This is a genomic window from Rhodococcus sp. W8901 (assembly GCF_013348805.1).
Taxonomy (GTDB): domain Bacteria; phylum Actinomycetota; class Actinomycetes; order Mycobacteriales; family Mycobacteriaceae; genus Prescottella.
The window spans coordinates 5,615,924-5,639,759 of record NZ_CP054690.1; the positions used below are offsets into that span (position 1 = coordinate 5,615,924).

The following is a 23,836-nucleotide window of genomic DNA, read 5'->3' on the forward strand; positions in this document are numbered from 1 at the left end:
CGAGTCCTGGGCGCACGCACCTCCGTTCGGACGGGTCGGTCGTGCGAGGACTCATTCCTCTCGATCACCCGGACCTGTTCCGGGGGCAAGGACCGCACCATGCCCGTCCCTCAATCCTCCCTCCGCGCCGTCTCGAAGCGCTTCGGTGATCGCGTCGTCCTCGACGGTGTCGATCTGTCGATCGCGCCGGGCGAGAAGGTCGGTGTCGTCGGCGACAACGGCTCCGGCAAGTCGACCCTGCTCGCACTGCTGGCCGGACGCACACCCCCCGACAACGGTGACGTCCGCGTCGTCGCACCGGGTGGCGTCGCGTACGCCGCGCAGTCGCTGGACCTGCCCGACGATGCGACGGTCCAGGCGGCGATCGATCACATCCTCCGCGACGTGCGCGCACTGGAAGCGCGGATCCGCGGCACCGAACAGCGCCTCTCCAGCGCCGACGCGGACGAACTGCCGATCCTGCTCACCGAATACACCGATGCCACAAGCCTTTTCGAGGCTGTCGACGGCTACACGGTCGACGATCGGGTCGACGGCGGCCTGCACGCGCTCGGCCTGCCGCACCTCGACCGGTCCCGTCGGCTCGGCACGCTCTCGGGCGGGGAACAGACCCGGTTGGCACTCGCCACGAGTCTGGCCTCGAACGCCGAACTGCTCCTGCTCGACGAACCCACCAACGACCTCGACGACGCCGCCGTCGCGTGGCTCGAGGAGCGTCTGCTCGGCCACCGGGGAACCGTGGTGGCGGTGACGCACGATCGCGAGTTCCTGGCGCGTCTGACGCCGGTGATCCTCGAGGTCGCCGACCGGGATGTCCGGCGCTACGGGGACGGCTACGACGGGTACCTCACCGCGAAGGCGGCCGAGCGGCGACGGCACCTGCAGGAGTACGACGACTGGCGGTTCGAACTCGCCCGCAACGCACGACTCGTCGAGGCGAATGCGTCTCGGCTGGAGGCGATCCCCCGCAAACAGGACAAGGCGGGGTTCGGCCACGGCGCGTTCCGGGCCCGCGGTCGTGCTCACGGGGCGATGGGACGAATCCGCAACGCCAAGGAGCGGATCGAGAGGCTGACACTGAACGAGGTTGCGCCACCGCCGGATCCGCTGCGATTCACCCCGCCGCTGTCCGCGCGGGTCCCGCAGTCGCCCGAGGGCCCGCTGGTTCGGCTGCACGACGTGCGCGTCGGCTCACGGCTGACGGTCCCCGACCTCGAGGTGCGGCCCGGAGGTCGCCTCCTGGTGACCGGCCCCAACGGCGCAGGCAAGACAACGCTACTGCGGGTGATCGCGGGCGAGGTCGTCCCCGACCGCGGCGACGTTCACGCGCCCACGCAGGTGGGATTCCTGCGGCAGACGGGACGTGCATGGCCCGCGACGGCGACGCTGTCGCAGGCGTTCGCCGCCGAGCGACCCGGATACGTGGAGGAGGCGGCCGCGGAACTGCTCTTGCTGGGCCTGTTCCGGCCCGACGATCTGCATCGACCGCTGGCGGATCTGTCGTTCGGCCAGCGCCGACGCCTCGAGGTCGCGCTGCTGGTCACCAGCGGCGCCGACCTGATGCTGGTGGACGAGCCCACCAATCACCTGTCGCCGGCGCTGGTCGAGGAGCTGGAGGAGGCGCTCGACGCGTTCGCGGGCACCGTCGTCCTGGTGACCCATGACAGGCGGATGCGTCGACGATTCCGCGGCGACCACCTCGCGCTGTGACCCGACTACCGGATCAGCGGGCCGGTCACCACGTCGGGTGGACGCCGTTGCTCCGCAGCCAGACCTGCGGATCGACCTGCCGGCCGCTGGGATCCCAGACCTCGAAGTGCAGGTGAGGACCCGTCGACTGACCGCGGTTGCCGACCGTGGCGATCTGCTGGCCCGCGGTGACGCGCTGGCCGACGCTGACGAGGTAGGTGTCGACATGGCCGTACACCGTGATGGTGCCGTCGTTGTGCTGCACGCGGACCCACTGCCCGAATCCGGAGGCCGGGCCGGCCGAGATCACGGATCCGGCGGCGGCCGAGTAGATCGGTGTGCCGATGCTCGCACCGATGTCGATGCCGTCGTGGTGGCTGCCACCGCGCGGGCCGTAGCCGGATGTCAGGGTGCCGGAAACCGGCTGTACCACAGCGGAACTCGAGACCACACTGTGGACGAAGCCGGCCGCGGGGGCCGCGGAGGCGGTGGCGGCGCCGAGCTGCGTCCCTCCGACGAGGAGGGTCCCGGCGATGGCCACGAATGCCGCCGCCTTCCGCGACCGGCGGCCGGCGGCGGACTCGGAGGGGTTGATCTTGCGAACGAAACGGTGCGATGGCTGGTGGTGCTTGCCCATGGGTATTACCTCATTTGTGTCTTGCCCATCGGCCCGAGGAGGGGTGCTCCCATGGGGCCCGTCACAAAAGGGTAACGAAGCTATATCAATCCGTCGAGCGTTATCGAATATTTATCTTGGCGCGTTATAAACCGACCGGTTTCTCGATCCGTGCAGGTCAGGGGGATACCGCCGTCCGCGCCGACCTACGCCATCCTCGACACCACCGACAGCGGCAGCACCTTCATCGCCATCGACACCGGCGACCACGGCCACGCCGGGACGTAGGCCTTGTTCGGTTCCTTCTCGATCGCCGCCGCCAGCGCGCGACAACCGGTCTCGGTGTCGACGATGAACGGCACCTTCTTCACCTTCTCGTTGATCTCGGAGCGGATGAAGCCCGGGAAGATGGTGCTGACGTCGATGCCGGTCCTCGCCAGATCCGCCCGCATGCCCTCACCGAGCGCCGCGACCCCCGCCTTCGACGCCGCGTAGGTGGTGAGGTTGCGCGGCATGCCGCGCATCGCGCTCACCGACGAGATCAGCACCACGTGTCCGGCGTCCCGCGGGCGGAACAACTCGAGCGCCGCCTCGCTCTGCGCGAGGGCACCAAGGAAGTTGGTGCGCGCCGTCGCTGCGTTGGCGCGGAAGTACCCGGTGCCCAACGGTTGCCCCTTGCCGAGGCCGGCGTTGACGATCACCCGGTCCAGGCCGCCGAGTTCCTCGTCGAACTCGGTGAACACGCTGAACACCTGGTCGTGAACGTCGACGTCGAGCTTGCGGATTGCCACCCGGATCCGGGGATGCGCGGCGAGCAGTTCGTCGCGCAACTCCTCGAGCCGCTCGGTCCGGCGGGCCGCCAGCGCGAGATTGCGTCCCCGCGCGGCGAATTCGCGGGCCATCCCGCGGCCGAGACCCGAGCTGGCGCCCGTGATGAGAATGTTCCTGCGTGGCGCGCGGCTGCCCACTACTTGCCCTCCGTCATCGTGTCGATCAGTTCGTTACAGCGAGTGTCCAGGTAGCCCACCGCGATCCAGAAGTGTTCGAACGCCGGGTTGGTGGTCTGCCCGTGGTGGTAGCGGTAGTAGATCTGCTGCGCGATCACCGCGAGACGGAAGAGCCCGAACACCTCGTAGAAGCCCCAGTCGTCGACGGGCAGCCCGGTGCGCTCGGCGTAGTAGTCGACGATCTCGCGGCGGGTGAGCATGCCCGGCAGGTCCGACGGCTGCCGCTTGGTGGCCTGCATCATCGGATGATCGTCGGCCTGCACCCAGTACGCCAGGCTCGAGCCGAGGTCCATCAGCGGATCGCCGATCGTGGCGAGCTCCCAGTCCAGGACGGCGCGGGGCCGCAGGTCGTCGCCGAGCACGATGTTGTCGAGCCGGAAGTCGCCGTGAATCACCCGCGAGGCGACGTCGGCCGGCCGGTTGTCGTCGAGCCACTTCGCGACCCGCGCGAAGTCCGGCACGTTGTCGGTGCGGGCGGCCGCGTAACGCTTGGTCCAACCGGCCACCTGGCGGGCGACGTACCCTGTGCCGCGACCGAACTCCTCCAGGCCCGCCGACGCCGGGTCCACGCCGTGCAGTTCGATCAGCAGGTCGATCACCCGCAGGCACAGCTCACGCGTGTTCTCCGGGGTGAGTCCCAGTTCGGCCGGGGGAGCGGAACGCAGGATGGCGCCCTCGACGCGTCCCATGACGTAGAAGTCGCTGCCGAGCACCGACGGGTCGGTGCACAGGCCGACCATCGCCGGCACGTGCGGGTACACGGGCGCGAGCAGCGACTGGATGCGGTACTCACGGACCATGTCGTGCCCGGACGACGGCTTCGCGCCGGCCGGCGGACGGCGCAGCACCAGGTCGCGATCCGGGTAGCGCAGCAGGTACGTCAGGTTGGACGCCCCGCCCGCGAACTGGCGCACCTCGGGGACGCCTTCGAGTTCAGCGGAGCCGTTGTCCCGCAACCACTGTGCGATGGCATCGACGTCGAACGCGTCCTCGCCGCGGACGGTGCGCGCGTTGTCCGGCAGCGCCGGCATCTTCGGGCTCACTGGTACTTCCCCAGCTCGAAGCGGGCGACCAGACCCTGGTGGACCTCGTCGGGGCCGTCGGCGAGGCGCAGCGCGCGGGCCGCCGTCCACGCACCGGCGAGCGGGAAGTCCTCGGAAAGCCCTCCGCCGCCGTGGATCTGGATTGCGAAGTCGATCACCTGCTGCACCACGCGGGGGGTGGCGACCTTGATCTCGGAGACGGCGGACCGCGCACCGAACAGGCCCTGCGTGTCGAGGAGCCAGGCGGTGTTGAGCACCAGCAGCCGCAACTGGTTGATCGCGATGCGGGCGTCGGCGATGCGCTCGCGGTTGCCCCCGAGGTTGACCAGCGGCTTGCCGAAGGCGACGCGTTCGGTGCCGCGGCGGATCGCGAGTTCGAGTGCGGCCTCGGCCAGGCCGATCAGGCGCATGCAGTGGTGCACGCGGCCCGGCCCGAGCCGGCCCTGCGCGATCTCGAATCCCCGTCCGGGACCGGCGATGATCGCGTCCAGCGGCAGCCGGACGTCGGTGAACGACACCTCGCCGTGCCCACCGGGTTCGTCGTAGAAGCCCATCGTCGAGAGCATCCGCTCGACCTTCACACCGGGGGTGTCCATCGGCACCAGCACCATCGAATGCCGTTGGTGCTTGGTCGCTTCCGGGTCGGTGAGACCCATGAAGATGAGGATCTTGCAGTCGGGGCTGCCGATCCCGGTGCTCCACCACTTGCGGCCGCCCAGCACCACCTCGTCACCGTCGACGATGGCGGTCGCCGCCATGTTGGTGGCGTCGGACGACGCGACGTCGGGCTCGGTCATGCAGAACGCGGACCGAATCTCACCGTCCAGCAACGGTGTCAGCCAGCGCTCCTTCTGCTCGGCGCTGCCGTAGTGGTACAGCACCTCCATGTTGCCGGTGTCGGGGGCGTCGCAGTTGAAGATCGCGGAGACGAACGGCGACCGTCCCATCTCCTCGGCGAGCGGAGCGTACTCGACGTTGGTCAGGCCGGCGCCGAGTTCGGCGTCGGGCAGGAAGAGGTTCCACAGGCCCTGCGCGCGGGCCTCGGCCTGCAGCGCGCGGAACTCGTCGGACACCTGCCACATCGCGGCACCAGGAACGTCGGCGCGCTGCGCGAACGGTGCCACCCGCTCGGCCCGCAGTCGCGCCTCGACGGGCGCGACCTCGGTCGCGATGAACGCCCGCAGTCGATCGAGGTACTCCTTCGACCGCGCGCTTTGTGCGAAATCCATGCCAGCCTCCGTGCCGTCGACTAACTGAGCATTGCTCAGTTGACCTAAACGTAGACTTGCCCCGCAATCAAGATCCTGGACGGTGTCATCTCGTGTCGACCGAAACTGCGGCCCCCCGGCGGCGGCTCCCACCGGAGGAGCGCAAGCGGCAACTCGTCGCGATCGGCCTGCAGGAACTCGCGGCTCGGCCCATCCATGCGCTGTCGATCGACCTGGTGGCCGAGAAGGCCGGCATCTCCCGCGGCCTGCTGTTCCGGTACTTCCCGACCAAGCAGGACTACTACGTCGCCGTCGTCGGCGCGGCCGCCCGGCGCCTGCTGCGCGCCGCGAAGGCAGACCCCGACGACGCGTCCGGTGAACCGCTGAGGACCGTCGTGCACGCGTTCGTCTCGTTCATCGACCGGCACGGCGCGAACTACCAGTCCTTCTTCCACGGCGGCTTCGGCGCCGACCCGCAGATCCAGGAGATCCGCGAACACATGAAGGACACCATGGTCGAGCGCACCCTCGAGGCCACCGACACACAGCCGTCCCCCGAGGCACGGATGCTCCTGCGCGGATGGTGGTCGATGGTCGAGAGCCTCGCCATCGACCGCACGATCGAGCCGGTCTTCACCGTCGACGGCGTCGTCGACCACGCGCTCGCGGCGCTGCCGATGCCGCCCGGGCACCCCGCACCGTGGGAATCGGACCGGCCGCAGACATGACTTCCGTGCCCGCGCCAATTTTGTACACAACCCTCGAAAAGGTACAGAAAGGTACAGATTGGCGCGAGGCCGAAATGTTTGTTCCTAGCGGACCACGAGATCGGTGTCGGTGGCGCTGAGGCTGATCGGCGCGATCTGCTTGCCGCGCATCCAGTCCCGGACGAAGGCGTCCAGGGCGGGGTCGGAGGCGCGGGCGTCGAACGCGGACTGCGGGATCTCGATCGCGCCGACCAGGTGCCGCGGCTGCGCATCCAGTCCGGCACCGCGCGGTGCGAAGCGGAGCCCGTCCGCGGTATGCACGACGACGGGGATGGTCGTGCCGTCCGGCGCGGTCACCGTGGCCGCGCGGGTGGTGGCAACGGGATCGAAGTGGTCGATCGAGATCCGGTAGCCGGACGGGCCGGCGTGCAGGCCCACCTGGTCGAGCAGGCGTGGGTCCAGGATCGAGTACGGCAGCACGCTGTCCACCAGCACCTGGCCGTCCACCCACGCGTCGCGGGAGGGCAGTGACGTGGACAGGTTCCACGGCGCGGGCGGGGCCAGCGTGTCCGATGACCGGTCGAACGGCGAGTTCTCCAGCGGCGCACCGGGCAGGTCCGCTCCGGTTGCGGTGAAATCCCATGACGGCGCGTTCAGGTGCTTGTGCCAGAAGCCGGCGACGCCACCCGACCGGCCGGCCACCCGCAGCTCGCGGGCGTCGGGCCCGACGCCGGTGGAGTGCACGCTGATCGCCGAGGTGATCTCGCCGGGAATCTTGGGCTGACGCTTCCAGTCCTGCGCGGGCAGCTGGATCGCGGCGTACCCCTTGAACCACGACTCGAACGCCGAGTTCGGCGCGGTCGGCTTGCCCGTCTGGTCGTCCCAGCTGTAGCGGAAGAAGATGGAGTCCGAGCCGGTCGCGTCGGGATCGAAGTTCCGCGTGTACATGTCGCCGTACTTGTTCACCACGAACGTCGTCGACGCCGAGGACGACAGCGCAACGGACCGGAACCGGCCGCCCAGCGGGCCGCCGATCTCGTAGCTGTCGTCGATCGGCAGCCACGGGTCGGCGTACGTGATGCGACTGCCGTCGCCCGTCAGCGAGGGCACCATCGTCATCTTCGCCAGCCCGTAGTAGTGCAGGCGGCCCGCGGCGTCCGCGTACGTCTGGTTGTCCCACGGAGAGGCGACGCTCAGCGCCCACTGTCCGGGCGCCCCGCCGAGAAGGCGCTTGCCGCCGCCGGTCCAGATCGGGGCGCCGAACGCCGACGTCCAGTTCCAGGTCAACGGCGTCTGGGATGCGTTGTCCATGGTGTAGATCCAGCCGTCGGCGTCGATCGCGGCCAACTCGTCGTCGTCGGCGGAGATACCGACCAGCCTGCCCCGCAGGCACTCCGGCAACGGCGCGTACCGCCACGCCTCGGTGTTCGATCCGGTCCAGACGCGCGGACGGGTCAGCAGCGCGCCGTCCACCAGCGAGAAGTCCCAGAACTTGTTGAACTGCGTTGTCTGCGTGCGCAACTCGACCGACGATGGCGCGTGGTTGCCGGCGAACAACGGCAGGGTGTCGAGTCCCGCCCGCCAACCCGCCGAGGGCAGTCCCGGCGGCAACTGCGCGGTGCCGACGGGTACGCACGACGCGGGCCCGGACGCCGTCGCAGACGCCGTCGGCGCAGTGGACAACAGTCCGGTCATCACCGCCACGCACACGAGGGGTGCGGCGAGACGAGACGGGGAGCGCTTACTGCGGAGGACACGATCGATCACGTTCTCTGATATAGCAGCTGACCGACCGTTTGTTACATTTCATGTCGACCGTGTGACGCACGCCATTCACGGAGTCGCAAACTCGCCGGGTCAGCGCACTACCAGGTCACTCGCTGTCGCACTGAGAGTGATCGGTGCGATCTGCTTGCCGCGCATCCAGTCCCGGACGAAGGCATCCAGGGCAGGATCGGTGTCGCGGGCGTCGAACACGGTCTGCGGGATCTCGATCGCACCGACCAGGTGCCGCGGCTGATCGTCGAGCCCCGGTCCGCGTGCCTCGAACCGGAGACCGTCGGCGGTGTGCAGCAACACCGGGATCACCGCACCGTCGGGCGCCGTCACCGTGGCCTCGCGGGTGGTGGCAGCGGGATCGAAGTGCGACACCGCAATCCGGTACCCGGACGGTCCCGCCTGCTGGCCGACGGCGTCGAGCAGGCGCGGATCGACCAGCGTGTACGGCAGGCCGGCGTCGATGAGGAACTGCCCGTCGACGAGGGTGTCGCGGGCGGGGAGCGACGCCGACAGATTCCACGGCGCCGGGGGTGCGAGCGTCTCCGCCGACCGGTCGAACGGCGAGTTCTCCAGCGGCGTGCCGGGCAGGTCCGCGCCCGTCGCGGTGAACTCCCATGCCGGCGCGTCCAGATCCTTGTGCCAGAAGCCCGACGCGCCGCCGTCCTGTCGTCCCGCAACCCGCAACTCGCGGGCGCCGGGGCCGACGCCGGTGGAGTGCACGCTGATCGCCGACGTGATCTCGCCCGGAATCTTGGGCTGGCGCACCCAGTCCTGACCCGGCAATTGGATCGCGGCGGTGTCGCGGTCCAGCAACTCCGCGAACATGTTCGGTGCCGTGGGCTTGCCGGACTGGTCGTCCCAGCTGTAGCGGAAGAACACCGAGTCCGAACCGGACGCGTCGAAGTCGAAACTGCGGGTGTACATGTCGCCGTACTCGTTCACGACGAACGTCGTCGACCCGGCCGACGACAGGGCGATCGACCGGAACCGGCCGCCGAGCGGGCCGCCGATCTCGTAGCTCTGATCGTTCGGCAGCCACGGGTCGGCGTAGGTGATACGGCTGCCGTCGCCGGTGAGCGCGGGCACCATCGTCATCTTGCCCAGCCCGACGTAGTGCACGCGGCCCGCGGCATCGGTGTAGGTCTGGTTGTCCCACGGCGACGAGACGCTGAGCGCCCACGTGCCCGGTTCGGTGCCCGGCAGCCGCTGGCCCGACCCGGTCCACAGCGGCGCACCGAAGGCCGAGGTCCAGTTCCAGAACAGCGGAGCCTGCGACACGTTGTCCATCGTGTAGATCCACCCGGCGTCGTCCACGGCGATCAACTCGTCGTCGTCCACCGAGATTCCGACCAGACGGTCCCGCAGACATTCGGGCAGCGGCGCGTACCGCCACGGCTCGGCGTCGGATCCGGCCCGCGGTCGCGTCAGCAACGCGGCGTCGACCAGGGCGAAGTCCCAGAACCGATTGAACTGTGTTGTCTGTGTGCGCAGCTCCACCGACGACGGCGCGTTGTCCCCGACGAACTCCGGGAGACGCTCGAGCCCGTCGCGCCCGCCCTGGGACGGCAACCCGGGTGGCAGCTGAGCGGTGCCGAACGGCACGCAGGCAGCCGGGCGCGTGGTCTCCGCGGCGGCCACCGGCGCCCACGCCAACAGCCCGGCAACTACCGCGACACCGGCCAACGGCGCGCGGAGACGGAAAACCTGGGAGGGGCGCGCGGGCTCAGTCACGGTAACGAGTACACCTTCCGAATCGTGATTCTTCAATCACGGATGCGACACGTATGCACCCGATCTTGACCTGCGTCACGCCCCCACACCCGACCGTCGACTCAGCCCGGCAACGTGATCTTGACCCCGGGCAGGATCTCGATGACGCGACCGCTCGGGGGCGGCGGAAGCTGCGGTGCCGGTGCGGGCGCGGGAGCCGGTGCGGCCGGGGCCGGCGAATTGGCCGTGCTCTGGCCGGACCCCGATGCGCCCGATCCCGCCCCGGTGTACGCCGGGACACCGGCCTGACCACCGATCGGCGCCGGCCAGGGGAACTTCTCGACGTCGGTGTCCTCGAGCGCGCCGTCCATCGTCTTCTTCCAGATGTCCGACGGCAGACCCGAGCCGTACACGGAGCCGCCCCAGGTGTTCTCGATGGCCTTCGCGTCGGCCGTGCCGATCCACACCGCGGTGGACAGCTGCGGGGTGTACCCCACCATCCAGGCGTCCTTGTTCTGCCCGGTGTCGCCGAGCTGTGCGGTGCCGGTCTTCGACGCCGACGGTCGGCCACCGGCCAGTCCGTGGCTGCGCGAGTACGACGCGATCGGCAGCATCGCCTGCGTGACGTTGTCCGCGACCGCCGCGTCGAGCCTGCGTTCACCCTCGGGCGCCGGCCGGTCCAGCAGCACGACACCGTCCGCCGTCACGACCTTCTGCACGAAGTACGGCTTGTGGTACATGCCCGACGCCGCCAGCGTCGCATACGCCGACGCCATGTCGATCGGCCGGGACAGGTACTGGCCCAGCACAATTCCGTTCTCCGGCGAACCACCCTCCTGCGTGAGCGTGGGGTACTGCCATCCCGGCACCGTCTCCGGGATGCCGGCGGCGTGTGCGGCGTCCGCGATCTTCTGCGCACCGTCGTCCATCGCCAACGTGAGGCGGTAGAAGCTGGTGTTGAGGGACCGCTTGAGCGCCTCGGCGATGGTGCACTTGCCGCAGGACTCGCCCTCGACGTTGGTGATGGTCACGCCGTAGACGGAGAGGGGACCGCTGTCGTACATCTGCGACAGCGGGATGTCCTGCTGCAGTGCGGCGACCAGCCCGAACACCTTGAACGAGGAACCCGTCTGGAGTCCGGCCTGCGCGAAGTCGAAGCCCTTGCCGTCGGCGCCGCCGTAGTAGGCGCGCACCGCACCCGACTTCGGGTCGACCGACACCACGGCGGTGCGCAGGTTCTCGGGTTCACCGTCGAGCGTGTCGGCGACCGCGTCCAGCGCGGCCTGCTGCGCCGTGGGATCGATGGTGGTGGTGATCTGCAGTCCCTCGGTGTTCAGATCCTGTTCACTGACACCGGATTCGGCGAGTTCACGCAGCACCTGCGCGCGGATGAGGCCCTCCGGGCCCGGCGCCGCACCTGCATCCGCGAGCGGTGCCGTCGGGAGCACGTCCGGGAACTGCATCGCCCCACGCTCGACGGACGACAGCGCCGACATCGTGACCATGCCGTCCAGCACGTAGTCCCAACGCGCCTTCAACGCTGCCGGATTGCTGACGGGATCGAGGCTCGACGGGCTCTGGATCACCGCAGCCAGCACGGCACCCTCGGCCACCGTCAGCTCGCCCAGCGGCTTGCCGAAGTACGCGTCGGACGCGGCCGCGATGCCGTACGCGCCGCGTCCGAAGTAGATGGTGTTGAGGTACGCGGCCAGGATCTCGTCCTTGGACCACTCGCGCGCCATCTTCGACGAGATCACCAGTTCCTTCATCTTGCGGGTCACCGACCGCTCCGACCCGACCAGCGTGTTCTTCACGTACTGCTGGGTGATGGTGGAGCCACCGCCGGCGCTGTCCTTGCCGAGCACGTTGTCGCGGGCCGCGCGCGCGAAACCGGAAACCGAGAATCCCGGGTTCGAATAGAAGTCGCGGTCCTCGGCCGAGAGCACCGCGTTGCGCACATGACCGGGGATCTGGTCGATCGTGACCTCGGTGCGGTTGCCCTCCGGCGGCACGACGCGGGCGATCTCCGTGGTTCCGTCGGCCGCGAGGATCGTCGACACCTGGTTGGTCTTCATATCGCCGGGCCGCGGCACGTCCGCGTCCTTGTAGGCGACACCGAACGCGATCAACGGGGTGGCGATCAGCAGGACGAGCACGCACAGCGTCACGTACAGGGCGATCCGACGGCCGCGCCGGCGCGGTTTGCGTCGCCGAGCCTTGGTGGCGGGCGGGCCGGATTCCGGACTACCCGCGGCTTCCGTGTTTGTTGAATTCACAATGGAACTTCCGTCTCAATCGGTACACTCGTCCGAATTTTTGCACTGCGCAGCGTCTTCGAGCCGCATTTACCGCGACACGCAGCAACCCCCGCAAACCTCTCGAACAGGTTGACATCGGACGGCGACCAGTGCAACCTCTATTTCACTATTGTTGTAGTGAAATGGAGATTCGATGGTCGAGTTCCACATCAACCGTCGATCCGGGATCCCCGCGTACGTCCAGCTGGTGCTCCAGGTGAAACAGGCCCTACGACTGGGCGACCTGAAACCGGGCGACCGGCTTCCTACCGCGAAGGAGGTGGTCGCCGCCGTGACGGTCAACCCCAACACCGTGCTCAAGGCCTACCGGGAACTCGAGAACGACGGACTCGTCGAAGCCCGGCCCGGACTGGGCACGTTCGTGACCCAGTCGCTGCTCAAACCCGGCATGGCCGAACGGCAGGCCCTGCAGGACGAACTCGCGACGTGGGCGCGGGCGGGCGCGGGCGCGGGCCTCGAACGATCGGACCTCGAGGCCCTGGTTGCAGCGGCATTGGACAGCGAATTCGGTGAGGACACAGGAGAGTTCACATGAGTGAGGCAGACAGCGCACTGACGGTGCGCGACGTACACAAGAAGTTCCGCCACACGGAGGCACTGCGGGGCTGCTCGTTCGACGTCCAGCGCGGCAGCATCACCGCACTCGTCGGCGCCAACGGGGCCGGCAAGTCCACCCTCATGTCCATCGCCGTCGGCCTGCTCGAGCCGGACGCCGGAGAGGTGACGATCCTGGGACATCGACCCGGCCGGAACGGGATCGCGCCCGGGCTCGCCTACGTCGCCCAGCACAAGCCGCTGTACCGCGGATTCACGGTCGCCGACACCCTCATGTTCGGCGAGAAGTCGAACACTCAGTGGGACAACGACTATGCGACCCGGCTCGTGACCGACGCCCAGATCCCGCTGTCGGCGCGCGTGAAGACCCTGTCACCCGGGCACCGCACCCGCGTCGCGCTGGCACTGGCACTGGGCCGCCGCCCCGATGTGCTCCTGCTCGACGAGCCACTGGCCGAACTCGACCCGCTCGCACGACGATCCGTCGTCCGCACGCTCATGGAGGACGCCGCCGAGCGCGGCACCACCATCGTGCTGTCGTCGCACGTCCTGTCGGAGGTGGCCGAGATCGCCGACCAACTGGTGATCCTCGGTTCCGGCCGGGCCCGGCTGACCGGCGCCCTCGACGACCTCCTCGAGGAGCACTATCTGCTCACCGGCGCGGCCGACCCGGCCGGCGTCGTCGGCAGCGGCTCGATCGTCGAGTCGCACCGGCACACCTACCTCGTGCGCGGCGCCCGTCCCACGCCCGGCGACGGCTGGCGCGTGGAACCCCCGAACCTCGACGACATCGTCCTGGCCTACCTGACCACCATCGACGAAGAGGCAGCATGATCTGGGTTACCTGGCGGCAGCATCGAACGACGATCCTGGCCGCGGTCGGTTCGGTCCTCCTGCTCGCGGTCGTCGCGGCGGTCTGTGGCCTCATCGTTCGGGGAACGAACAGCCCGGAGCCGTTCGGCAACTTCTTCGGCTGTGTTCCCGGTGACGGCTCCGCGGCGTGCTGGGCCGAGTCGACGCTCACGATGATCACGCTCGTCACCGTGGCTCTGCCCGTGCTGCTCGGCGTGCTGGTCGGCGTCACGGTCTTCTCCCGGGACATCGAGCACGGCACCCACGTCCTGGGGCTGTCCCAGTCCGTGAGCCGCGCACGTTGGTACTGGACCCGGGTGCTGGTCGTGTTCGTACCCGTGGTCCTCGCCATGGCCGTCCTCGGATCAGCACTCCAGTGGACCCGCACGGCGGCCGTCGGGCCGAACTTCGCCTTCGTATCGTCGAGCAGCTACTTCGGGCACTCCAGTCTCACCTTCCCGCTGTTTCAGTCCACCGGATTGATCGCGGGGGCCTACACGGCCCTGGCACTGATCCTCGGAAGCCTCGTCGGCCTGCTGCTCCGCAACACGCTCGGGGCGATGACGGTGACGCTGATCGCGATGGCGGCACTGCTGGTGGGGTTCCAGGTCGAGGCACGCCCGCAGTACGCGACACCCGTTGTGGAGTCGCAGCCGCTCGGATACAACCGTGCGGTCACCTACACGCCGGACACCGAGGCTGTCTGGACCTTGAGTTCGGGCTATGTCGACGCGGAGGGCCGCGGCGTGGACATGGACTACGCCGCCTGTAGCACGACCGGCTCCGAAAGCGGTTGGGAACAACGCCCCGACGAGACCTTCGCCGAGTACGAGTCGCGCCAGGACGCCATCTACGCCGCGCAGGACCGCGAGTTCACCGCCTGCCAGCGGGCCCAGGGCATCGACCGCTTCGAAACGCGCTACCACCCCGGCAGCCTGTTCCGCCGCTTCCAGTTGACGGAAGCCGCACTGACCCTCGCGCTCTCGGCACTGCTGCTGATTCCGTCGATGTGGGCGGTGCGCCGGCTCCGGCCCTGACCCTTCGACACGAGCAACACTCGAACAAACGCTCGGCACCCGGCCTCCCGGGTGCCGAGCGTTTGTTCGTCGGGGCAATCCGACAAATCACCCAAGGTGGACTCCTTGTGGCACTCAGGCGCTCAATAGCGTTGGTAACGAGTCGAATTCACCGGTACCGACACTCGACGACACCCGGTCGGCAAATGTCCCACTGGGCGGGCATGTGACTGGCGTCACGGTTTCGCGATCAGTGTGATGTGAGAGCGCCGTCGGCCGACCGAAGGTGCCACGGCGGGAACCTGCGCACCCGCCATCTCCGGAGATTTCACAGGACCCGAAAACATCTGGTCCCGTTGCTTATTGGTGTCTGAAAGGATTCCACGGATGGTCACCACCCCGACCGGCGGCCCTGCGCCGTCGCCCACCGACCCGTCGGGTCGGACCCATGAGGAAGGCTGGAGCCTCCGCCTCGTCCTCTCGCTGCTGTCGATCGTGCTTCTGCTCGAACTGCTCGCGGTCAGCTACATGATGATCTCGACGGCCCTGCCGCAGATCTCCGCGCACTACCAGACCACGCAGGGTGCATGGCTGCTGACGGCATTCCTGCTGGTCGGTGCCATGGCGGCGCCGCTCATCGGCAAGCTCGCCGACATGTACGGCAAGCGCAAGATGCTGCTGGCCTGCGTAGGGATCGCGCTCGTCGGTTCGTTCATCTCGGCCATCGCGACGACGTACGCGATGATGATCGCCGGCCGCTGCCTGGCCGGCCTGATGGTGCCGACCCTGTTCCTGAGCTACTCGCTGATCCGTGACGTGTTCCCGCAGAAGACCGTTGCGCTCGCCGTCAGTATCGCCACCAGCGGCATGGGCCTCATCGCGATCGCCGCGCCGTTCCTCACCGGCTGGCTGCTCGACGACTTCGGCTTCCGCTCCATCTTCTGGTTCTTCGTGATCTGCCTCGTCGTGCTCGGTGGCCTGATCCAGCTCACGACGGCCGAGTCGAACGTGCGCCTGCGCTCGCGGATCGACCTCGTCGGCGCGATCCTGCTCGGCGGCGGTATCGCGGGCATCCTCATCGCGGTCAGCTTCGGCCCGTCGTGGGGCTGGACGGACGGCGGCACCCTGGCCTACCTCATCGGCGGCATCGTGCTCCTGGTCGGCTGGGTGGTGTCCGCCCGCATGATCAAGGAACCTCTCATCGACCTCGACGTGCTCGGCAAGCGTCCCGTGCTGCTCACCACGATCAGCGCCGGCGTGGTCTACGGGTCGTCCGGCCTGTTCACCATCCTGCTGCCGATGATGGTCATGACGCCGGCCCTGTTCGGCCTGGGCTACGGCTTCGGCGTCGATGCCGAGGGCTTCGCCCTGTACCAGGTGCCGATCGGCGGCGCCGTCGTCCTCGGTGGTCTGCTCGTCGGCACGCTGGTGGGACGCAACATGCGTCCGCGGCCGCTGCTGGTGACCGGCCTGCTGCTCAACGCCGTGGCCTTCGCGCTGATCGCCCAGACGCACGACACCAAGTCCATCGTCATGATCATCTGCGCGGTCTTCGGTTTCGGTATGGGCATGGGCTACGCCTCGATCCCGAACCTGCTGATCGAGGCCGTGCCGCCGCAACTCCAGGCCAGCTCCGCATCGATGGTGGGCGTCTCGCAGTCGGTGTTCCCTGCCGTGCTCCCCGTCATCGCCTTCGCGGTGATGAACAACTCGCACATCGTGCAGTTCCCGCCGGAGATCCAGGCGACCCTGCAGGGTGCCGTGTTCTACGACAATGCCGGATTCCAGGTGGCCTTCTGGATCGGCGCGGTGTTCGCCCTCGTCGGCGCAGTCGTCGCATTCCTCCTGCCGCGCAACATCGCTCAGATCGAGGTTCCGGCTTCCGCCACTCGCTCCACCCCGGACGGCGACGAACTGGTCGCCGCGGGCTGATCGTCCGACCGACCGGGGGTTCTCCACGTCCCTCAGTCGCAGAATCGAACTAACCCGGGAGCGGGATGGTGACACCCGGGAGGATCTGAATTCCCGGCGGCGGTGCGGGGGCCGGCGCCGGGGGAGGGGGAGCAGGCGCCGGCGCCTGGGGGACGGGTGCCGGCGCCTGCTGCTGCGGTTGTTGCTGCGGCGCAGGTGCATTCCACTGCTGTTGGGGTGCGCCCTGCTGCACCGGCGCCTGCGGAACGGTCTGAGCAGGAGGCGTCCAGGCGGGCGCCTCCTGCGGTGTCTGTGCGGACCGCTGCCGCGTCGGGGCGGATTCGGTGTACTGCTGCTCGGTGGTGGTCGACGACCCGCCGCTCGCGGCGGGTGCGCGTCCCTGCTGACCGCCGGACTGCTGCACCGCTTGCGGTGCCTGGAACTGCTCGTTGGAGGTCCCGGCGAGCGCGCCGTCCATCGTCTCCTTCCAGATGTCCGACGGCAGACCCGCGCCGTATATCGCTCCGCCCCCGCTGGTCTCGATCGCCTTGCCCTCCGCGGTCCCCACCCACACGGCGGTCGACAGCGACGGTGTGAACCCCACCATCCAGGCGTCCTTGTTCTCGCCGGTGTCCCCCAACTGCGAGGTCCCGGTCTTCGCGGCCGACGGGCGACCGCCCGCCAGACCGTGGTTCCGCGAGTACGCCGCGATCGGCGTCATCGCCTGCGTGACGGTGTCCGCGATGGGCGGATCGATCCGCGGCTCACCGGCGGGCGGGGCGTGGTCGAGCAGCACCTGGCCGTCCGAGTTCACCACCTTCTGCACGAAGTACGGCTCGTGGAACGTCCCCGACGCTGCGAGGGTCGCATACGCGGACGCCATGTCTATGGGTCGGGTCTGGTACTGGCCCAACACGATTCCGGTCTCGGGTGGACCACCGAACTGCGAGAGTGTCTCGTGGTCGAGACCGGGGATCTGCTTGGGGATGCCGGCCTGGTGCGCGGCGTCGGCGATCTTCTGCGCCCCGTTCTCCATCGACAGCGTCAGCCGGTAGTAGCTGGTGTTGAGCGACCGCTTGAGCGCCTCGGCGAGGCTGCACGTCCCGCACGTCTCGCCTTCGACGTTCTTGATGGTGAGGTCGCCGACGGTGAGGGGCGCGCTGCTGAACTGCGCGGTCAGCGGCACCTTGTCCTCGAGTGCCGCGATCGCGCCGAAGACCTTGAACGACGAACCCGTCTGCAGCCCGGCCTGGGCGAAGTCGAACCCGGCGCCCTCCGCGCCGCCGTAGTAGGCCCGCACCGCCCCCGACCTCGGATCGATCGAGACGACCGCCGCCCGCAACTGGTCGGGCTGCTTGTCGAGGGTTCGGTTCACCGCGTCCACCGCCGCCTGCTGCGCCTTCGCGTCGATCGTCGTGGTGATCTGCAGCCCGCCGGTGTCGATGTCGCGTTGACTGATCCCGGCGGCAGCGAGTTCGCGGGCCACCTGCGTGCGGATCAGGCCCTCCGGCCCGGGCGCCACGTCGGCCGCCTGCATCGGCGCGACCGGCAGGACCTCTGGGAACTGGGTGTTCGCACGCTCGGTGGCGGCGAGCACCCCCATCTCGACCATGCCGTCGAGGACGTAGTTCCACCGCGCGCGCAGCCCGTCCGGATTGGTCACCGGATCAAGCGCGGACGGACTCTGGACCACCGACGCCAGCACCGCGCCCTCCGCGAGCGTCAACTGCTCCACCGGCTTGCCGAAGAAGGCGTGCGACGCCTCCGCGATGCCGTACGCGTTGCGGCCGAAGTAGATGGTGTTGAGATACGCGCCGAGGATCTCGTCCTTGGACCACTGCCGGGCCATCTTCGCCGACACCACCAACTCGCGCGCCTTCCGGATCACGTTCCGATCGGTGCCGACCAGTGCGTTCTTGACGTACTGCTGCGTGATGGTCGAGCCGCCGCCGGCGCTGTCGCGGCCCAGCAGGTTGTCCCGTCCGGCCCGCAGGAACCCAGAGATCGAGTAGCCGGGGTTGGAGTAGAAGTCGCGGTCCTCCGCCGACAGCACCGCATTGCGGACGTAGCCGGGGACGGCGTCGAGCGGCACCTCGGTCCTGTTGCCCTCGGGCGGCACCATCTTCGCGACGACGCTGGAACCGTCCGAGGCGAGGATCGTGGCCACCTGTTTGGTCTGCATCTGCCCGGGGCTCGGCACATCCGCCAGCAGATACGCCGCGGCAAGCAGGACAATCGGGACGATCATGACTGCCGCGAGGATGCGTATCAGCGTGCGGTGGCGGGATCGAGTCCCACGCTCGGGCCGCTTCGGTTTCTCGGGGTTCGTGCTGCTCGTGGACTTCACGCGCGCAACTTCCGGTCCGCAACTGGCGATCCGACGAGGCCCCCAACCGGGGTCGGTCGAATCCGGTCGTCCTCCGATCGTCGCATCTCACGGCCCGGACGGCACGCGAACGTCGATCAGCCGAGGACGGACCCGGCATACCCGGCGCACCCCGTCATCCCCGCGTTTTGCGCACTTATCGCTCCCGAACGGGCCCCCGGAGGACCGATAAGTGCGCAAAACGCGGGAGGGAGGGAGAGCTAGGTCCGGCGGTGCAGGACGATGACGCCGCCGAGCGCCGCGACGCAGGCGAGCAGCACCAGCGAGGCCGTCACCGACGGCTCGCCGCGCACGATCGGCACGACCGCGGCGAGGAACGCCATGAACGTGAAGAACCCGAGGATGCCGATGAGCATCTCCAGGGGCTGACGGCCCCGCGGCGGCCTAGACAAGACGAGCCGTCATCTCAGCTCTTCACGCCGCCCGCGGTGAGACCGGAGACGATGCGGCGCTGGAACACCAGCACCATGATCACCAGCGGGATCGTCACGATCGTGCCGGCCGCCATGATCGCCGCGTACGGCTGCTCCCACGAGTTGGCGCCCGCGAAGCGCGCGATCGCGACCGTGACAGGCTCGGTCTTCTCCGTCGACAGCAGGCTCGCGAGCATGAACTCGTTCCACGTCGCGATGAACGCGAGGATCGCGGTCGTGAACAGCGCCGGCGCGGCCAGCGGCAGGATCACCAGCCGGAACGCCTGGAACCGGCTCGCACCGTCGATGCGGGCGGCCTCCTCGAGTTCCCACGGCAGATCCGACAGGAACGACGTGAGCGTGTAGATCGTCAGCGGCAGCACGAACGAGATGTTCGGGATGATCAGCGCCTGGTACTGGCCGATCCAGCCGAAGTCACCGAACAACTGGAACAGCGGCGTCATCAGCGCGACCGTCGGGAACATCGACGCGCCCAGGATGATGCCGGTGACGATGTACTTGCCGCGGAACTCGATCCGCGCCAGTGCGTACGACGCGAACACGCCGAGCAGCAGGCCGACGGCCGTCGTGACCACGCCGATGATCAGGCTGTTGACGATCGCGCCGAGGAAGTCGTTGCCCTTGTCCGTGGACAGCGCGGCGCGGAAGTTGTCGAGGGTCAGGTACGTGGGCCACGGCGTCGTGTCGAAGGTGTGGTCGACCTGCCGGAACGCGGTGACGACCATCCAGTAGAACGGCGCCAGACCCCAGATCAGGATGATCGCGACACCGAGGTAGGTGCGTGCCATCTTGCCGCGGTCGGTGCGTCGGCGCGGCTTGGCGAGCACCGTGGAAGTCTCGGCGTCGGCCGGGGGAGCGACGCGGGTGGCGACCGCTGTCGGCACCGACGAGGTGGGTGTCACGGCGTGGTCGTCGAGGTCGTCGGGCTTGCTGTGGCGTCCCATCAGCGATCAGCTCCCTTCCGCTGCTCGTCCTGGGTGCGCACCGCGTTGGCGCCGAGGAACTTCACCATCACGAACGCGACGGCGAAGATCAGCAGGAATATCAGCGTCGACAACGCCGACGCACTCTGGAAGTTGCCTTGCCGGATGTCGGCCATCACCAGGATCGACAGCGTCGTGTTCGGCGTCGCGCCGGACGTGCCGGACAGGATCGCGGGCAGGTCGTACATGCGCAGCACGTCGAGGGTGCGGAAAAGTACCGCGACCATGAGGGCGGGCTTGACCAGCGGCAACGTGATCTTGGTGAACCGCTGCCACGCGCTGGCGCCGTCGACCTTGGCCGCCTCGTACACGTCCTGCGGGATCATCTGCAGGCCCGCGAGGATGAGCAGCGCCATGAACGGCGTCGTCTTCCACACGTCGGCGATGATCACCGCGAACCGCGACGCCCACGGGTCGGTGGTCCACGCGATCGAGGTGCCGAGCAACTTATTGGCGATGCCGTTCTCGGCGAAGATGAAGAACCACAGCTTCGCGGTGACCGCCGTGGGAATGGCCCACGGGATCAGCACGCTCGCGCGGAGCAGGGACCGACCCCAGAAGGTCTTGCCCATGACCGTCGCCATCCACAGACCGAGGAGCACCTCGATCGTGACCGTGACGACGGCGAAGAAGATCGTGACACCGGCGGCGGACCAGAAGTCGTGCGCCAGGGTGCCGGGCGGGCACGTGCCGGCGCCGCCACCGCAGTCCTGCACCAGCCACTGCAGGTAGTGCTTGAAGCCGGCGAACCCGCCCTCGGTGAACCGCCCGGTGTCCGGGTCGATTCCCTTGTTCGCCTGAAAGGACAGGTAGACCGCGCGGATCACCGGATACACGATGACGACGGCCAGGATCACCATGGTCGGCGCGATCAGCCAGATCGGCCGAAAATCGCGTTTCTTACGTGGAGCTACCACCGGTGGTTCGTCATCGTGACCCGTGCGCGGCGTCCCGGGCCCATGCCCGGAAGCGCGACCGCCGTGGTCGGGATCGTCGATCCCGACCACGGCGCGGGCCTCGTCTGCTCGCCTCAGCCCAGCAGAGTCAGCCATCGTGCGTTACCTGATCTCTCGTGTTCGAACGGCGGTTACTTGGCCGCGTTCTTGATCGCCGCGGTCATGTCGGTCGCGGCCTGGTCGACCGTCACCTTGCCGTTGAGGGCGGCACTCGCGTTGTCCTGGATCGCCTTGGAGATGGCGGTGTAGTACGGCGTGACCGGACGCGGCTTGGCGTTCTCCAGCGCAGACTTGAGCGCCGGCAGGTACGGGTACTTGGCGATCAGGGCCGGGTCGTCGTAGACCGACTTCAGGACCGGCGGGAACGACGCGTCCGCGAACGACATCTGATTCTCCTCGTTCTGGACGAACGCGACGAAGTCACGCGCGGTCGCCTTGTTCTTGGAGAAGACGTTGATGCCGTTGTTGTAGCCGCCCAGCGTGGACGCGCCGGCGCCGGTCGGTCCGACGATCGGAGCAACTGCGACGTTGCCCTTCACCTTCGAACCGTCCTTCTCGGCGTTGTCCCACATGTACGGCCAGTTGTAGGCGTACATCGCCTCGCCGCCGACGAACGCGAGGTTGGTCTCCTCCTCGGTGAAGCCCGTCGAGCGCTTCGCGATCTGTCCGGCCTGGTAGGCGTCGACCATGGCCTGCATGCCGGCCTTGGACTGCGGCGAGTCCACCTCGGGGGTGCTGCCGTCGGCGCCGACGACCGCGCCGCCCCACGAGTTGATGAACTGCGTGGTGTTGACGGTCAGGCCCTCGTACTGCTTGAGCTGGGTGACCATGCAGTCCTGGACGCCCTTGTCCTTGGCGACCTGGCAGCTGTCGGTGAGCGCCTTCCAGTCCGCGGGGGCCGTGGGGGTGAGGTCGGTGCGGTAGTACAGCAGCTGCGCGTTGGTGTTCTGCGGCGCGGCGTACAGCGTGCCCCGGTAGGTCGCGGACTCGACCGTCGCCGGCAGCAGCGGCGCGGTGTCGATCGCGAGGTTGCCCTCGAGCGGCTGCAGCCAGCCGTTCGCGGCGAAACCGGCGGTCCAGACCAGGTCGAGAGCCATCACGTCGTAGTCGGCGTTGCCGGCCTGCAGCGACTGCTCCAGCTTGTTGCGCTGGTCGTCGGCCTCACCGGGCAGTTCCTTGAGGGAGACCTTCTCGTCCGGGTTGGCCGCATTCCACTTGTCGATCACCGGCTGCAGCTTGTCGGTGTCGTTCTTGCCCATCGCGAACGAGATCGCACCGCGGCCGTCGAGGTTCTGCTTGACGGCGTCGTCGACGCTGGCGCTGCCGCCGTCGCTGTCACTCGAGCAGCCGGCGATCGCGAGCAGCGCGACGGCCGAAGCCGCGACGGCAACCCGCGTGCGCGTCTTGAAAGAACGCATGGTCCACCTTTCAGATAGACGTCTCCGGCCCTCCACGGACGTGAACTCCGCCGGACCGAGGCATATGTCGCCGCTTACTCTGGCACGGACCGGGACAAATTTCGGTCATTACCCCCGGACTGGATCGGTAAGGGTCACCCGAGCCGGCGGCCGTCGGTGACCGAGAACAGATGCACCTCGGACGGGTCGACGTGCAGGTTCACCCGTTCACCACGGGCCGGAGGGTTGCGCCAGTCCGTCCTGGCGACAAAATTGTGCTCGCCGGGACCACCCAGTCCGGTACGTCCGTAGACGAAGGCGTCGGCGCCGAGTTCCTCGACGACGTCCACGTCGAGCGGGATGCCCGGGCCCCCGGCGGAGCTTTCCGTCACCGGCTCGAGATGTTCGGGACGGATACCGAGCACGACCTGACCCTCGGGGATCTCCGCGATGGTTTCACGGGAAACCGGGATCACCGCGTCACCCAACTGCACGCCACCGTCGGTGAGCGGCAACGTCAGCATGTTCATCGACGGCGAGCCCATGAATCCGGCGACGAACTGGTTGACGGGACGGCTGTAGAGCTCACGGGGCGGCGCGCACTGCTGCAGGATGCCGTCCTTGAGCACCGCGACCCGGTCGCCCATCGTCATGGCCTCCACCTGGTCGTGCGTGACGTACACGGTGGTGGTGCCGAGCCGGCGCTGCAGCTGCGCGATCTGGGTGCGGGTCTGCACGCGCAGCTTCGCGTCCAGGTTCGACAACGGCTCGTCCATGAGGAACACCTGCGGCTGCCGGACGATCGCACGGCCCATCGCGACGCGCTGCCGCTGGCCGCCGGACAGCGCCTTGGGCTTGCGTTCGAGGTACGGCTCGAGGTCGAGCATCTTCGCGGCGTCCTGCACGCGGCGCTTGATCTCGTCCTTGGGCGTCTTCGCGAGCTTGAGCGCGAAGCCCATGTTCTCGGCGACGGACATGTGCGGGTAGAGCGCGTAGTTCTGGAACACCATCGCGATGTCCCGCTCCTTGGGCTCCTGGCCGGTGACGTCGCGGTCGCCGATGAGGATGCGCCCGTCGTACACCTCCTCGAGCCCCGCGAGCATGCGCAGCGAGGTGGACTTGCCGCAGCCCGACGGGCCGACCAGCACGAGGAACTCGCCGTCCTCGATGTGCAGGTCGAGCTTGTCGACCGCGGGAGTGGTCGCGCCGGGGAACAGGCACGTGGTCTTGTCGAATGTCACCGAAGCCATGGTGGAGCGGTCCCTTCAC

General features: G+C 68.4%; 19 protein-coding genes. 6 read left to right on the forward strand and 13 right to left on the reverse strand.

The features are described 5' to 3' along the window. Positions 1-99 precede the first annotated feature (99 nt). Positions 100-1,710 (forward strand): ribosomal protection-like ABC-F family protein, encoded by a 1,611-nt coding sequence (gene abc-f, locus HUN07_RS26145; protein ID WP_174914150.1) that lies wholly within the window; start codon positions 100-102, stop codon positions 1,708-1,710. 25 nt (positions 1,711-1,735) lie between these two features. Here abc-f and HUN07_RS26150 read toward each other — a convergent pair whose 3' ends face one another. The 4 genes from HUN07_RS26150 to HUN07_RS26165 all read right to left on the reverse strand — a co-directional run bounded on the left by HUN07_RS26150 (position 1,736) and on the right by HUN07_RS26165 (position 5,584). After that, on the reverse strand, positions 1,736-2,326 hold the full coding sequence (locus HUN07_RS26150) for a M23 family metallopeptidase (RefSeq protein WP_174914152.1): 591 nt from the start codon (positions 2,324-2,326) through the stop codon (positions 1,736-1,738). A gap of 185 nt (positions 2,327-2,511) precedes the next feature. Beyond that, positions 2,512-3,273, reverse strand: a complete 762-nt coding sequence (locus HUN07_RS26155; RefSeq protein ID WP_174914154.1) for an SDR family oxidoreductase — start codon at positions 3,271-3,273, stop codon at positions 2,512-2,514. Further along, positions 3,273-4,343 (reverse strand): phosphotransferase family protein, encoded by a 1,071-nt coding sequence (locus HUN07_RS26160; protein WP_174915039.1) that lies wholly within the window; start codon positions 4,341-4,343, stop codon positions 3,273-3,275. The genes HUN07_RS26155 and HUN07_RS26160 overlap by 1 nt, the downstream gene beginning before the upstream one ends. An 8-nt stretch (positions 4,344-4,351) precedes the next feature. Next, the gene (locus HUN07_RS26165) at positions 4,352-5,584 is read right to left on the reverse strand and encodes an acyl-CoA dehydrogenase family protein (protein ID WP_174914156.1); all 1,233 of its coding nucleotides are present in this window, start codon (positions 5,582-5,584) and stop codon (positions 4,352-4,354) included. Between the two features lie 92 nt (positions 5,585-5,676). Between HUN07_RS26165 and HUN07_RS26170 the strand changes: the two genes are divergently transcribed. Continuing rightward, positions 5,677-6,291: a TetR/AcrR family transcriptional regulator gene (locus tag HUN07_RS26170; protein ID WP_174914158.1), complete on the forward strand. Its 615-nt coding sequence runs from the start codon at positions 5,677-5,679 to the stop codon at positions 6,289-6,291. A gap of 84 nt (positions 6,292-6,375) precedes the next feature. Here the strand turns inward: HUN07_RS26170 and HUN07_RS26175 are convergent, their stop codons facing one another. From HUN07_RS26175 to HUN07_RS26185, 3 genes are all read right to left on the reverse strand, one after another. Next, positions 6,376-7,965, reverse strand: a complete 1,590-nt coding sequence (locus tag HUN07_RS26175; protein ID WP_174915041.1) for a hypothetical protein — start codon at positions 7,963-7,965, stop codon at positions 6,376-6,378. A 162-nt stretch (positions 7,966-8,127) separates the two neighbouring features. After that, on the reverse strand, positions 8,128-9,705 hold the full coding sequence (locus tag HUN07_RS26180; RefSeq protein WP_441346837.1) for a hypothetical protein: 1,578 nt from the start codon (positions 9,703-9,705) through the stop codon (positions 8,128-8,130). A gap of 176 nt (positions 9,706-9,881) precedes the next feature. After that, a complete protein-coding gene (locus tag HUN07_RS26185) occupies positions 9,882-12,035 on the reverse strand; it encodes a transglycosylase domain-containing protein (protein ID WP_174914160.1) in 2,154 nt (717 codons plus the stop codon). A gap of 175 nt (positions 12,036-12,210) precedes the next feature. Here HUN07_RS26185 and HUN07_RS26190 point away from each other — a divergent pair, with 175 nt between their 5' ends. The 4 genes from HUN07_RS26190 to HUN07_RS26205 all read left to right on the forward strand — a co-directional run bounded on the left by HUN07_RS26190 (position 12,211) and on the right by HUN07_RS26205 (position 16,432). After that, entirely contained in the window at positions 12,211-12,612 is a 402-nt protein-coding gene (locus tag HUN07_RS26190; RefSeq protein ID WP_174914162.1) for a GntR family transcriptional regulator, read from the forward strand. Next, positions 12,609-13,466, forward strand: coding sequence for an ABC transporter ATP-binding protein (locus HUN07_RS26195; RefSeq protein ID WP_174914164.1), 858 nt, complete (start codon positions 12,609-12,611; stop codon positions 13,464-13,466). Before HUN07_RS26190 ends, HUN07_RS26195 begins: the two co-directional genes overlap by 4 nt. Beyond that, complete coding sequence (locus tag HUN07_RS26200) at positions 13,463-14,521, forward strand: ABC transporter permease (RefSeq protein ID WP_174914166.1); 1,059 nt, start codon at positions 13,463-13,465, stop codon at positions 14,519-14,521. Before HUN07_RS26195 ends, HUN07_RS26200 begins: the two co-directional genes overlap by 4 nt. Before the next feature lie 366 nt (positions 14,522-14,887). Next, positions 14,888-16,432: an MFS transporter gene (locus tag HUN07_RS26205; protein ID WP_174914167.1), complete on the forward strand. Its 1,545-nt coding sequence runs from the start codon at positions 14,888-14,890 to the stop codon at positions 16,430-16,432. A gap of 49 nt (positions 16,433-16,481) precedes the next feature. On the opposite strand, the gene HUN07_RS26210 is transcribed toward HUN07_RS26205, so the two are convergent. The 6 genes from HUN07_RS26210 to HUN07_RS26235 all read right to left on the reverse strand — a co-directional run bounded on the left by HUN07_RS26210 (position 16,482) and on the right by HUN07_RS26235 (position 23,817). Then, a complete protein-coding gene (locus HUN07_RS26210) occupies positions 16,482-18,659 on the reverse strand; it encodes a transglycosylase domain-containing protein (protein WP_174914169.1) in 2,178 nt (725 codons plus the stop codon). Between the two features lie 338 nt (positions 18,660-18,997). Continuing rightward, positions 18,998-19,153, reverse strand: coding sequence for a hypothetical protein (locus HUN07_RS26215; protein WP_174914171.1), 156 nt, complete (start codon positions 19,151-19,153; stop codon positions 18,998-19,000). Between the two features lie 50 nt (positions 19,154-19,203). Continuing rightward, entirely contained in the window at positions 19,204-20,019 is an 816-nt protein-coding gene (locus HUN07_RS26220; RefSeq protein ID WP_174915045.1) for a carbohydrate ABC transporter permease, read from the reverse strand. 155 nt (positions 20,020-20,174) lie between these two features. Then, positions 20,175-21,266 carry a carbohydrate ABC transporter permease gene (locus tag HUN07_RS26225; RefSeq protein ID WP_174914173.1) on the reverse strand — a complete coding sequence of 364 codons (1,092 nt, stop codon included), beginning with the start codon at positions 21,264-21,266 and terminating at the stop codon, positions 20,175-20,177. Between the two features lie 35 nt (positions 21,267-21,301). Next, complete coding sequence (locus HUN07_RS26230) at positions 21,302-22,588, reverse strand: ABC transporter substrate-binding protein (protein ID WP_174914175.1); 1,287 nt, start codon at positions 22,586-22,588, stop codon at positions 21,302-21,304. A 134-nt stretch (positions 22,589-22,722) separates the two neighbouring features. Then, complete coding sequence (locus HUN07_RS26235; RefSeq protein ID WP_114720159.1) at positions 22,723-23,817, reverse strand: ABC transporter ATP-binding protein; 1,095 nt, start codon at positions 23,815-23,817, stop codon at positions 22,723-22,725. Positions 23,818-23,836: the final 19 nt, after the last annotated feature.

What these genes read in the sequence shown, in the direction of transcription:
- abc-f (WP_174914150.1), top strand. Translation starts at nt 100, where the DNA reads ATGCCCGTCCCTCAATCCTCCCTCCGCGCCGTCTCGAAGCGCTTCGGT.
- HUN07_RS26150 (WP_174914152.1), bottom strand. Translation starts at nt 2,326, where the DNA reads ATGGGCAAGCACCACCAGCCATCGCACCGTTTCGTTCGCAAGATCAAC.
- HUN07_RS26160 (WP_174915039.1), bottom strand. Translation starts at nt 4,343, where the DNA reads ATGCCGGCGCTGCCGGACAACGCGCGCACCGTCCGCGGCGAGGACGCG.
- HUN07_RS26165 (WP_174914156.1), bottom strand. Translation starts at nt 5,584, where the DNA reads ATGGATTTCGCACAAAGCGCGCGGTCGAAGGAGTACCTCGATCGACTG.
- HUN07_RS26175 (WP_174915041.1), bottom strand. Translation starts at nt 7,965, where the DNA reads ATGACCGGACTGTTGTCCACTGCGCCGACGGCGTCTGCGACGGCGTCC.
- HUN07_RS26190 (WP_174914162.1), top strand. Translation starts at nt 12,211, where the DNA reads ATGGTCGAGTTCCACATCAACCGTCGATCCGGGATCCCCGCGTACGTC.
- HUN07_RS26195 (WP_174914164.1), top strand. Translation starts at nt 12,609, where the DNA reads ATGAGTGAGGCAGACAGCGCACTGACGGTGCGCGACGTACACAAGAAG.
- HUN07_RS26200 (WP_174914166.1), top strand. Translation starts at nt 13,463, where the DNA reads ATGATCTGGGTTACCTGGCGGCAGCATCGAACGACGATCCTGGCCGCG.
- HUN07_RS26205 (WP_174914167.1), top strand. Translation starts at nt 14,888, where the DNA reads ATGGTCACCACCCCGACCGGCGGCCCTGCGCCGTCGCCCACCGACCCG.
- HUN07_RS26210 (WP_174914169.1), bottom strand. Translation starts at nt 18,659, where the DNA reads ATGATCGTCCCGATTGTCCTGCTTGCCGCGGCGTATCTGCTGGCGGAT.
- HUN07_RS26215 (WP_174914171.1), bottom strand. Translation starts at nt 19,153, where the DNA reads ATGCTCATCGGCATCCTCGGGTTCTTCACGTTCATGGCGTTCCTCGCC.
- HUN07_RS26220 (WP_174915045.1), bottom strand. Translation starts at nt 20,019, where the DNA reads ATGGCACGCACCTACCTCGGTGTCGCGATCATCCTGATCTGGGGTCTG.
- HUN07_RS26225 (WP_174914173.1), bottom strand. Translation starts at nt 21,266, where the DNA reads ATGGCTGACTCTGCTGGGCTGAGGCGAGCAGACGAGGCCCGCGCCGTG.
- HUN07_RS26230 (WP_174914175.1), bottom strand. Translation starts at nt 22,588, where the DNA reads ATGCGTTCTTTCAAGACGCGCACGCGGGTTGCCGTCGCGGCTTCGGCC.
- HUN07_RS26235 (WP_114720159.1), bottom strand. Translation starts at nt 23,817, where the DNA reads ATGGCTTCGGTGACATTCGACAAGACCACGTGCCTGTTCCCCGGCGCG.